Below are 10,982 nucleotides of genomic sequence, written 5' to 3' on the forward strand. Positions count from 1 at the left end.
GCGGCAAAACGGAGCTTTTTATAAAGGAGCTTGATCTGGCGCTTAGCGGTGGAGAAAATTTGAGCGAAAAGGACGGCGACATCGAGTTTGAGGCCAAGGGTTCGAAGCTGATTTTAAATGATTTCAACGCAACTCTAGACCTGCTAGCCTACAGCGGTCAGAGTGCGGGCGGGACGGTGAGATTTGATGCAAAGCCCGCTCGCGGTAACTTTTCGCTCATAAAATCGGACAAAAAATTTGAAATGTCGGCAAACGACATCAGGGGCGAGTTTATCAACTCGATCTTTAACATCAAAAGCTTTGAGGGCGGCAGCTTTAAAATGCGCGTTTTAGGCAAAAGTACCGATGATTTTAAAGGCGAAGCAAGGCTAATCGGCGCCACGCTAAAAGACTATACGTTTTACAACCAGCTTCTGACGTTTTTAAACTCCGTACCGTCCCTGCTCGTGTTTAAAACGCCAGACTTCGGTGCGGACGGGTATCCCGTGAAATTTGGCAAAATTTTATTTGAGAAAAAGGGAGATGTGCTAAAGTTTCTAGCTATCGAGTTAGAGAGCTCGAGCGCCGATATCGGCGGACACGGCACGATAAATCTCGCGACCAAAGAGATCGACGTGGATCTGGAGCTAAAGCTGCTAAAGGACGCCAGCTCCATCATCGACAAAATCCCGCTCATAAATCAGATCGTGCTAGGCAAAGACCGCACGCTCTCGACAGTCATCAAGGTGCGCGGAACTCTGCAAAAGCCGCAGTACTCGACGCAAATCCTGCAAGACGCACTACTCTCGCCGTTTAAGATAATTAGAAACGTACTTGAAGCGCCGTTTTTGATATTTGAGTAAATTTGACGAGCCGTAAGCCTCTGCGCTGCTAGTTTGCGGGTTAAATTTGAAGCCAAAATTGATACTCTGCGCAGCTAGCCTATGCAAGGCGTTCGCGGGCTATTGGCAAATTTAATCAAATTTGCGATCTTTGCTATTTTTGAACGGCAAGCATGAGCGCTACACTTAAATGCCGCCAAAAACGGAGTCAAAAATAAAGCCCAAAATCGTAGCGTCAATGACCGCATGGCAAAAAATTCGCCCTTAAAATAGAGTGGGCTCGCTGCGGATTTTTATAAATTTGTAATCTTTATAGGCCGTGAAAAACGCGAGCAAAACGCTAAACGTCGCTGCGATACTTCGCGCCGCAAAGCCAAAAATCGCGCCCGCGTCAAATTTGATAAAAGCGACACCAAGGCCAGCAAGACAAAAACGGCGTAGATGTAGTATACATACGCGCCAAACGCGCTCTGGGCAAAAAACGGCCCCTATAAAATTAGAGCGCCGGCCGTAGATTTTGCACATTTCTTGTAAATTTACGGCGGGTTTTGGGGTTTGGCGCCGTCTTGCCGGGACTACGAATTTTATTAAATTTGCTTGTTTTTTAAATTTTTCGCTAGCGGCTCGGGCGTTTTAGGCATCAAATTTAGCTTTTGATTTCATCGTCAAAAAGCTCGCGAACGTCCACCCAAAAGCTTTCGGGCATAAAAATCGGCGAGTCCAAAATCTCCAGCAAACCGTCCTTAAAAGATAAAAACTCCGCGACTCTTTGGAGTCCGTCAACGGTTTTTAGGCTCATGTCCGCTAGCCGCAGTACCTTTACTTGCTGCATTTTATGAGCCGTCCACTCGGCAAATGCCAAAAACCGCGAATCGTCCGAAAACATAAAACACGCCGTAGCTTGCTCGCTAAGTAAAACTTGCTCACTCTCGCCGCTTTGGCTAAAATTTACGTTTTCGCTCTTACTATCGCTTTCTTCGCGCTTCAAATTTAAACCTTGTGCCTCCGCGTTTGCGTCGCCGTTAAATCCGCTTTGCAAATTTACGCCGCCTCGCAAAAGCTCAGCGCTCGCGTAAAGCCGTAGCTCGCCCAGACTCGGCGCACCCATAGCTATCTCATGGCCTTCAAATTCCGCGCTAAATTTACCGTCCGCGCTGCACTCTTTCGCGCTGTAATTCCAAGCAGAACCCATTTATTTCCTTTCAAATTTATTTAGCTAAATTTATCCGCGCATTTACCCGCGCCGCCGCATAAAATCTCGCGGTCTCACGACTCAAAATCAAAGCAGTAAAAATCATCCGCCTCGCTCCAAAGCTCTTTGAGCGACTGCCCGTCTATCTGAGGCGCGGCGTAGAGTTCTCGCAGCGTGGCGAAATACCGCTCGCCGCTCGCGTTTGCGCCGGGCTCGTCCGAGCACCTTTGAAACGAGCAGCGATCCGCATAGGCGATGATCATATATTCTGCACCGAGCAGATGAAAACCAAACTCGGGCTCGCCGCCCTCAAGGACGCATTTTAGCAGCATTTGCTCTATGGTTTCAAATGAATATTTAGGTATTTAGCTTCTTTTTAAATTTATTTTACAGCGTTTTAAAGAGTGGAAAATGCGTAAAATTTGCCGCGTTTTTGGAAACAAATTTTAAAAATCGCTCAAATTTAAGTATCAAATTTGAGCTAAAATTTGCGGCAAAATCACCGCATCTCAAGGCGCATGAGGTGCATATCCTCGCCGCCCGTGACCTCAAGCTCCTGTGAGCCGCAGGTCGGGCAAGTGAAGTCGTTTTCGCTTAGCTCGCCACTAAAGCCGCAGCTTTTGCACTCCACGGAGATGTTTTGCACTATGATCGCAAGCTCGGCATTTTCGCAGATTGTGCCCGTTTTATAAACCTCAAACGCGCTTTCTAAATAGTGAGGCTCGACGCCGCTTAGCCGCCCGATACGCACCTCAAGGCGCACGACCTCTTTTGCGCCGTTTGCGGCGGCGTTTTTCTCGCAAAGCGCGACTAGGCTTTGCACTATACTTAGTTCGTGCATCGATTTGCCTCGCTTGCGGACGGAGCGGATTTTATTTTTACGCACGCGTCTAAGGTGCAAATTTTATAAATTTTGCGAGCCCGCTCTCGTGCCGTCCAAGCCTCAAAAGTCAATGAGATTAAATTTGATCTATCCATTGCTGTGCCTAGCATATTCGCGGTAGCAACTCGCCCTTCGGCGCTTCTAAAAAGCGCTTCGAGCCATATGCATTTTGCAAGATGACGCGGCCGTTTGCAGCGCCTAAAATCTCGCCGATCAAAGCCGCGTTAGCGTCAAATTTGCGCAAAATCTCAAGCGCGCGCGCCTCATCTTTTTCATCTACGGCTAGCACGAACGTACCCTCGTTGGCTAGCTCATAAGGCTCAAAGCCAAACAGCTCGCAAACGCCTGTCACTTCGTCGCTAACCTTAATATCCTCCTCGCGCACGAGGATGTCTAGGCCGCTAAATTTTGCCCATTCGTTTAGCACCGCCGAGAGTCCGCCGCGCGTCGCGTCGCGCATACACAGGGGCTTCACGCCGCCAGCAATCAGCGCCTTTACTACGCCTACTAGCGCTTTGCAGTCGCTTTTTAGCTCGCTTTGCAAATCGAGCTCCTCGCGGCTAGCCAGCACCACGGCGCCATGCCTGCCCACGTCGCCCGAGATCAGGATCTTTGCGCCCGCGCGCAGGCTTTTTAGCTCCACGCCCTCGCAGACGATCTCGCCGATACCGCTCGTGTTGATAAAAATTTTATCGCATTTGCCGCGCGGTACGACCTTCGTATCGCCGCAAACGATCCGCACGCCGTTTTCGCGAGCGACCGCGGCTAGTGAGCCTAGCACGCGCTCTAGCTCAGAGATCTCTAGGCCCTCCTCGACGATTAGCGCGCAGCTTAGGTACTTTGCCTCGGCGCCGACCATGGCTAGGTCGTTTATCGTGCCGCACGCTGCGATCTTGCCGATGTCGCCGCCGTTAAAAAATATCGGCGTAACCACGAAACTATCAGTGCTAAAGGCTAGTTTGCCGTTAAATTTAGGCATCAAATTTGCCGAGTCGCCAGCCTTTTCGTCTGCGCGAAAATCACCAAAATTTAGTATCGCGCTATCGTTGCTCTCGCGCAAAATTTCATTGTCGAATATCCTAAAAATCGTCTCGTTTATGAGCGAGTTCATCTCCTCGCCGCCGCCGCCATGGCTTAGCATTATCTTGCTCAAATTTGCCTCCTCTTAGCCCGCGCTTTTGACGTCGCCGTATTTGTAGTATGCCGCGCATGCGCCCTCGCTAGAGACCATGCACGAACCCACGGGAGTTTTTGGCGTGCAGGCTTTGGCGAAAATTTTGCAGTCAAACGGCTTTGCACGCCCGCGTAAAATTTCAGGACAGATACAGGCCTTGCTCTCGCCTTTGCTTTGCACGCTGCAGTCAAATTTGACCCTCGCGTCAAGCTCGGCGTACTCGGAGCGCAGCTTCATACCGCTTTGCGCGATCGCGCCAAGACCGCGCCAAGAGAAGTCGCACGGCTCGAAAAACTCGTCTATGAGCGCCTTTGCTTTTTGATTGCCCTCGCGCGTGACGACTCTGGCGTATTCGTTATAGACCTCGTGCGTGCCCGCGTTTTGCTGGCGGACTAGGTTTAGGATGCCGTCCATCAGATCAAGCGGCTCAAATCCACTAACCGCGATAGGCTTTTTATACTCCGCAGCGATGCTCTCGTAGATGCCATATCCCGTGATCACGCTCACGTGGCTAGGTCCCAAAAACGCGTCGATCTTGACGTCTTCGTCGTTTAGGATCGCTCGTACGGGTGCGGGGACCGTAACGTGATTTATATGGAAAAATAGATTTTTTAGCCCGAGTTCTAGCGTCTTTTGGACTAAATTTGCGCTCATAGGCGTCGTCGTCTCAAACCCGATCGCAAAAAATATCACGCTCTTTTCGGGATTTTCGCGCGCGATTTTGATGCAGTCTAGCGGGCTATATAGCGCTCTGATGTCGCAGCCTTCGCCTCGCAGCTTTTGTAGGCTGGTGTTTGAGCCAGGGACTCTGAGCATATCGGCTAGAGTGCAGAGGATAGTGCCCGGCATCTGGGCTAGTTTTATCGCCTCGTCTATGCGGCTCCTTGGCATCACGCAGACGGGACAGCCCGGGCCGTGGACGAAATTTATATGTTCGCCCACTAGCTGCGGTAGACCAAATTTCATGATCGAGTGCGTGTGTCCGCCGCAAATTTCCATGATGTTTAGCGGTTTTACGCTCTCTTTTTTGATGAGTTTTGAAAGCGCCAAAATAAGCTCTTTATCGCGAAAATCATTGATTAGATTCACGCTTTTTCCTTCGCGTTTGGCGTATTTGCCGCCGCTTGCATGGCGCCTAGCCCGGCGTCGCCTTCGTCCGCGCTGATTTGTCCGCTTTGCATATCTTTGGCGATTTGGCGGTAGATTTCGATACTCTCTAGCGCAAATTTCGTATCGATTTTTTCCATCGCGTAGCCGACGTGGATGAGCACGTATTCGCCCACGGCTACGGGCTCGGCGATGAGATCGAGGCTCACGCGGCGACTCACGCCTAGCGTCTCGACGGTAGCGACGTTATCTTCGTCGATCGCGACCACTTTTGACGGGATTGAGAGGCACATTATCTAAGCTCTTTTTTAAATTTTAAGAAATTTAGCCACTTCTCCATGCCTTCGCCCGTTTTTGCGTCTAGTTCGATGACGTCGACTTTCGGATTTAGCTTGCGAGCCTCTTTGACGACTTTTTTCACATCAAATTCAAAATGCGGCAATAGCGAAGTTTTGGTTATCACGATGAGATCGGCGGCGCGAAACATGACCGGGTATTTAGCCACTTTATCGTCGCCTTCAGGTACTGAGAGCAGCACGACGTTAAAGTGCGAGCCAACGTCGTAGCTAGCGGGGCAAACGAGGTTGCCGACGTTTTCAACAAAAACTATATCAAGGCCCTCTAGCGGCAGATGATGAAGCCCCTCGTGCACCATAAAGGCATCGAGATGACATGCCTGCCCGGTCGTGATCTGATGGGCTTTGCCGCCTGCTTTTATTATGCGGTTGGCGTCTTGGTTGGTTTCTAGATCGCCCTCTACGACGCCGATTTTAAATTTACCGCTTTTTATCGTGGCTTCAAGAAGCGTAGTTTTGCCGCTGCCGGGGCTACTCATGAGATTTACGCACAAAATCCCGTGTTCGTCCAAATGAGCGCGGTTGTGCGCGGCCTCTTCGTCGTTTTGGGATAAAATTTTAGTTATCACTTCGACGGTTTTGCTCTCGTTTAGCGCAGGGTGCGCGTGGCCGTGGCTATGCTCGTGGGCCGCGCCGTGTCCGTGCTCGGCGCCGTGATCGTGAGCGTGAGAGTGAGTCGTGCCGTCTGCGTGAGTGTGGGCGTGATCGTGCCCGCCGAGCGAGCATCCGCAATCTTTACACATTTTGTTTCTCCTTAGCGATTTTTGGGGTTATTATACTCTTAGATGTTAAAAAATTGCTTTAGTTTCATACCTTGCGGATATTATTTCGTTGCGTTTTATTTATATTTTGAGATTTTTGCGGCGACGGAGAGATTAGTTAAATTTGACTCAAATTTAAGCCACGTCAAATTCTATGGCTTAGGCTAAATTTGAGTTCGGATTAGCCTAGTCAAATTTAGCCCTCTTTGCCGATAAATTTAATGTCCGCGAGACTTGCCCGCGTTTGATTTTTCTACTACGATATCCTTTATGCGGGCTTTGCCGTTATCCATCACGCTGATGACTGCCGTGGCGTTAAACTCCATCATATCTCGCTCCATCTGCTGCGCCTTTTTAGGCGGCATAAAAAAGGCCTCGATGCCGAAATTTGCGGTATTATAATCAACCCTGCCGGCTAAAAACGTCCCGCCGTTAGGTCGCTCGAAGCTATATTTGTCAAATTTATATTTGCCGTCTTTGTCCTGCTTTAAGATAGCGTAAATTTTACTACCGTGCAGCTGCTGCCTTTTTCTCAAATTTGAGTCTCTTTTATCCAGCTCATAAACGTCCGCAAAGCCGTAGCTAAGGCGCACGTAATCGCCGCGAAACATATCGCGCGGATCGTAAAGCGTAGTTTGCAGCAAGATCTCTTTACCAAAATATATAGGCGCGTACGCATACGCAAGCATCGCTACCACGGCTAAAATTTGAAATACCGCGGCAGCAAAAATCAGCTTTAGTTTCATCTCGCGCTCCTTTTTTTAGAGATCCTAGATACCCCGAGCACCACCAGCGCAAACACCAAAAACAGCGCGCTGGCGCTGACGTAATCGCCCACTAGATCGACATATCGCACGAACGCCACCCAAAAGATGAGCGCGATGCCGAATTTCATATTATTTTGTTTGATGAGAGCTACCGCAACGCAAACGCCGATGAGCGAAAACACGCCCTCCTCGTAGCCCGCAAACGCGTCCAAGATAAACGGTAGCGCGACCAAAAGCGCTCCGACTATTGCGGCGGCGTATTTTTTAAAGTAAAACGCAAGTCCCAAAGAGGCCGCGCAAAATACGGCAAATAGCGCTCCAAACACGCTTTTTAAAAATGTAACGCCGTTCCAAACATTCTCGTAGTTCCGGGTGCCGTAAGGCCATGGACGCGAAAAATGCAAGTCCTCGTAAAGCGACATATCAAAGCACAAGATACCAGCGCCACAGACGATGCCGACGGTTTTGAGATAAAACGCGAGTTCAAATTTACCCGCTCTCTCAAGCAAAAACGAAGAGCAAACGGCTAGCAAGCAGTAGCTAAGCGCAAAAAAATGAACGCCGTAAAACGCGTCCTCCACGTGCAAATCAGCTAGAAAATACCTCTCGTAAAGCACGAAAGAGACGATATAAGCAAACACGCTCGCAAAAAGCGCAGCGGTCAGTAGACGCGAGTCATCGCGCCAAAGCACCGCAGCCGAAGCTACTATAAACAGCAAAAATCCATGCGAAACGCCGCTAAACTCAAACTCCATCAAAAACCAAACAAGCCCCAAAATAAGAGCCTGAAGCGTGATGATGGATTTACGCGTAGCAAGCCCGAGCGCTAAAGCTCCGACAGCCCACAGCAGCACGCCGTTTGGCATATGTTCGCCTAGATGGTAAATTTGCGCGACTAAAACGATCGCCGCGCCGTAGCAAAAGTTACCCAGAAAAAACAGCGTCGTAGCCTGCGTCTCTTTGCCGTTTTTCTGCGCCAAAACTCCGCTAAAATTTACCGCCGCGAGTATGCCAAGCACGATGATTAGCCTTAGCGCGCGCGGCAACTCCTCCCAGTTTGCGCCAACTAGAGTAAATAGCGAAAGCGCCAAAAACAGATACGCGACGAGCTTTAATATAAAGCTTCGCCGCTCGTTTGCGCCCGATAAATCTATATCGTATCTAGCCGCTATCTTGCGCGCCGCCTCATCGCTTACCAGCCCTTCTTCTCGCCACTTCGCAAGCTCGTCTGCGAGAAAATTTTTATGAAATATCATCATTTTTCTACTCCACGCATTTCATTATCCTGTGTTGCCCCGCCCAGTAGAGCACCGCATAGCCCGTAGCACCCGAGATCAGCGATGCGATTAGCACCGCGAGCTTATCGGCGTACGCAAACTCGTAAGTGTCGTGATAGGAGAGCGAATTTATAAAAAGACTCATCGTAAAGCCGATACCGGTAAGCAAGCAAAGACCGTAAAACTGAGCCGGGTTGCAGTATTTTGGTAGCTTTGCGAGCTTAAATTTGATCGCAAGAAAGCAAAATCCAAACACCCCAAGCTGCTTGCCCGCAAATAGTCCCAAGATGACGCCTAGCGATACGGGGTGGAAAATCTGCTCCAGCCCGATGCCTTTTAGCGAGATGCCAGCATTTACGAAGGCAAACACCGGCAGCACGAAAAAGGCGACGTAACCGTGCAGGTCATGCTCTATCTGCTTTAGCATCGAGCCCTCGCCCTCCTTTGCCTTAAGCGGTATGAAAAATGCCGCCACGACGCCCGCTAACGTCGCATGTACGCCTGATTTTAGCACGCTCACCCAAAGGATAATGCCCAAAATCACGTAGCAGGCTTTTTTATTTACGCCGGCCAAATTTAAGGCTAAAAGCCCCAAAGTAGCCGCTCCGGCAACTATAAACGATACTGCCGAGAGATGTCCGCTGTAAAATATCGCCATTATCAAAATCGCGCAAACGTCGTCGATGATAGAGAGCGTCACTAGGAAAATTTTAAGACTCGCCGGCACTCTTTTGCCAAGGATCATGATAAGCCCCAGCGCAAACGCCGTATCCGTCGCAGTCGGGATCGCCCAGCCTTTTAGCGCGAAAGCATCGGCGTGGTTAAACGCGTAAAAAACGAGCGCGGGCATGACGATACCGCCGGCCGCACCCACGATAGGCAGCACGATCTGAGCGGGATTTCGCATCTCGCCCTCGACTATCTCGCGCTTTAGCTCCAGCCCTAAAAGAAAGAAAAAAACCGCCATAAGCCCGTCGTTTACCCACAAAATAAGCGGCTTTTGCAGGCTAAATTCGCCAAAAACCACGCCCATGTTTATGCGCAAAAAGGAGTTGTAAAATTCGCTCAAAAAGCCGTTTTGAAATATCATCGCAAAAATCGCGGCAAGGATGAGCAAGATGCCCGAACTCGCCTCGTTTTGGACGAAATTTTTAAAAGAAATATGTTTCAAATTTAACCTTGAGATAAAAAATAACGATCAATTTGGATAATTTTAGCGTCAAAGAGATAAATGCGTAATAAAAGAGAGACTTTCGCGGGCAAATTTGATAGAGCTTATCAGACCTGCCCGCATTTTAAGCGCTATGAGCGCGGGATGGCGGCCTTGGTGAGTTTTGCAAATTTAACCCCTTTTAGTCCGCCCATTTTTTCCGCAAATTTCTCGATAGACCCTGCTTTGCCGCGCAGTATCAGAGTCTCTAGGCAGTTATCGTGATCCACGTGGACGTGAGTCGTGCAGGCGATATGCAGATTCGCCTTGTGCTCGATGTCCATCATTTTCACGACGAGGTCATTTTGGTGATGTAGATAAATGAGCGTCAAAACGCCGATGAGATCCTCGTCCGCGTCCTTCCAGCTGTCATTTACTATTTTTTCCCTAATCAGATCGCGAGTAAACTCGCTTCTCGAAGCATAGCCCTGAGCGCTTATTTTGTTGTCAAGTTCGTCTAATAACTGCTTTGGCAACGAGACGCTAAATCTTATGATATTTTCCACTATCGCCTCCTTAAAGAAATTATTAGATATTATACATCAGAAAACTTTAATTTAAATTAATGTAAGCGCGATTTGACCGATGGCTACCGAAGAGTCGTTTGACGAAAAATTTTTATTTATGTAATACTTCTTACCTTTTTGCTTAAGAATTAAAATTACATTTTCAAGCAGGGCTTTATTTTGAAAAACTCCGCCTGCGAGCAAGATATCGTTTGACTGCGCGCAAGCCATGTCTGCTACGAGCTTTGCGAGCCCTTTTATAAAGCCCGTCGCAGCCGTTTTAGCATCGTCTTTTAGAGCTCTTTTAAAGGCCTCTTTAAAGCAAATTTTGTCACTCCTGATTTCAAACTCATAGCAGGCGTCCAAATTTGCGTCAAAAAGCGCCTCTAGGCTCATCCCTGCCTCGCCCTCGTAGCTAATGGCATCAAGCCCAAGGATCACCGCCGCAAACGCGTCGAAAATTCGCCCAAGCGAGCTGGTTTTGACGCAGTTTATTTGCTTTTCGTGCAGGATTTTTAGATTTTTTAGCTTAGCGGGCTCAAATTTAGCCAAAAATGCCTCCGCCTCGCGCTCTAGATCATATTTTAAAATCGCAGCATAAGCGATCTGCCAGATATTTTTCACGCTAGCTTCGCCGCCGATCAGCAAAATTTCTTCAAATTTGCAAACTCGCTCGTACTCTTTGCCGCGCACTTTTAGTATCTCTCCGCCCCAGACGCTCCCGTCCGCGCCGTATCCCGTACCGTCAAAGCAAAAGCCCAGATACTCGCGCTTTACGTCCAGATCGTTTTCTAAAATCACCGATAGCAAATGCGCGTGATGATGTTGTATTTGCGTGATATTTGAGCCGAAATTTACAGCATATTCGCGCGCCCATTTCAAATTTAAAAAATGCGGGTGCAAGTCGGCTACGATCTCGTCAAATTTT

The 10,982-nt window shown here is 48.9% G+C and carries 12 protein-coding genes and 1 pseudogene; 1 reads left to right on the forward strand and 12 read right to left on the reverse strand.

Annotated features, from left to right (window positions below):
* Positions 1 to 842 (forward strand): AsmA-like C-terminal domain-containing protein (locus tag Q0200_RS01720; RefSeq protein WP_297937013.1); only part of this gene is annotated, 842 nt, incomplete at its 5' end.
* A 625-nt stretch (positions 843 to 1,467) separates the two neighbouring features.
* Here the strand turns inward: Q0200_RS01720 and Q0200_RS01725 are convergent.
* The 12 genes and pseudogenes from Q0200_RS01725 to Q0200_RS01780 all read right to left on the reverse strand — a co-directional run.
* Entirely contained in the window at positions 1,468 to 2,013 is a 546-nt protein-coding gene (locus Q0200_RS01725; protein WP_297937015.1) for a flagellar protein, read from the reverse strand.
* A 74-nt stretch (positions 2,014 to 2,087) separates the two neighbouring features.
* The gene (locus tag Q0200_RS01730; protein WP_297937017.1) at positions 2,088 to 2,345 is read right to left on the reverse strand and encodes a hypothetical protein; all 258 of its coding nucleotides are present in this window, start codon (positions 2,343 to 2,345) and stop codon (positions 2,088 to 2,090) included.
* A gap of 167 nt (positions 2,346 to 2,512) precedes the next feature.
* A complete protein-coding gene (hypA, locus tag Q0200_RS01735) occupies positions 2,513 to 2,854 on the reverse strand; it encodes a hydrogenase maturation nickel metallochaperone HypA (RefSeq protein WP_297937019.1) in 342 nt (113 codons plus the stop codon).
* Positions 2,855 to 2,999: 145 nt separating this feature from the next.
* Entirely contained in the window at positions 3,000 to 4,049 is a 1,050-nt protein-coding gene (hypE, locus tag Q0200_RS01740; protein ID WP_297937021.1) for a hydrogenase expression/formation protein HypE, read from the reverse strand.
* A 12-nt stretch (positions 4,050 to 4,061) separates the two neighbouring features.
* Positions 4,062 to 5,159 carry a hydrogenase formation protein HypD gene (gene hypD / locus Q0200_RS01745; RefSeq protein WP_297937023.1) on the reverse strand — a complete coding sequence of 366 codons (1,098 nt, stop codon included), beginning with the start codon at positions 5,157 to 5,159 and terminating at the stop codon, positions 4,062 to 4,064.
* Positions 5,156 to 5,470, reverse strand: coding sequence for a HypC/HybG/HupF family hydrogenase formation chaperone (locus Q0200_RS01750; RefSeq protein ID WP_297937025.1), 315 nt, complete (start codon positions 5,468 to 5,470; stop codon positions 5,156 to 5,158). Before Q0200_RS01750 ends, hypD begins: the two co-directional genes overlap by 4 nt.
* Positions 5,470 to 6,276: a hydrogenase nickel incorporation protein HypB gene (hypB, locus tag Q0200_RS01755; RefSeq protein WP_297937027.1), complete on the reverse strand. Its 807-nt coding sequence runs from the start codon at positions 6,274 to 6,276 to the stop codon at positions 5,470 to 5,472. The genes Q0200_RS01750 and hypB overlap by 1 nt, the downstream gene beginning before the upstream one ends.
* A gap of 236 nt (positions 6,277 to 6,512) precedes the next feature.
* Entirely contained in the window at positions 6,513 to 7,040 is a 528-nt protein-coding gene (locus tag Q0200_RS01760) for a GDYXXLXY domain-containing protein (RefSeq protein ID WP_297937029.1), read from the reverse strand.
* A complete protein-coding gene (locus Q0200_RS01765) occupies positions 7,037 to 8,320 on the reverse strand; it encodes a DUF2157 domain-containing protein (RefSeq protein ID WP_297937032.1) in 1,284 nt (427 codons plus the stop codon). The genes Q0200_RS01760 and Q0200_RS01765 overlap by 4 nt, the downstream gene beginning before the upstream one ends.
* A 4-nt stretch (positions 8,321 to 8,324) precedes the next feature.
* Positions 8,325 to 9,509 (reverse strand): Na+/H+ antiporter NhaA, encoded by a 1,185-nt coding sequence (gene nhaA / locus Q0200_RS01770; protein ID WP_297937034.1) that lies wholly within the window; start codon positions 9,507 to 9,509, stop codon positions 8,325 to 8,327.
* Between the two features lie 131 nt (positions 9,510 to 9,640).
* Positions 9,641 to 10,054 (reverse strand): nickel-responsive transcriptional regulator NikR, encoded by a 414-nt coding sequence (gene nikR, locus Q0200_RS01775; RefSeq protein ID WP_297937036.1) that lies wholly within the window; start codon positions 10,052 to 10,054, stop codon positions 9,641 to 9,643.
* 51 nt (positions 10,055 to 10,105) lie between these two features.
* Positions 10,106 to 10,982: pseudogene (locus Q0200_RS01780) on the reverse strand (carbamoyltransferase HypF); the annotation flags it as partial.

Source organism: uncultured Campylobacter sp. (assembly GCF_938045225.1).
Lineage (GTDB): Bacteria > Campylobacterota > Campylobacteria > Campylobacterales > Campylobacteraceae > Campylobacter_A.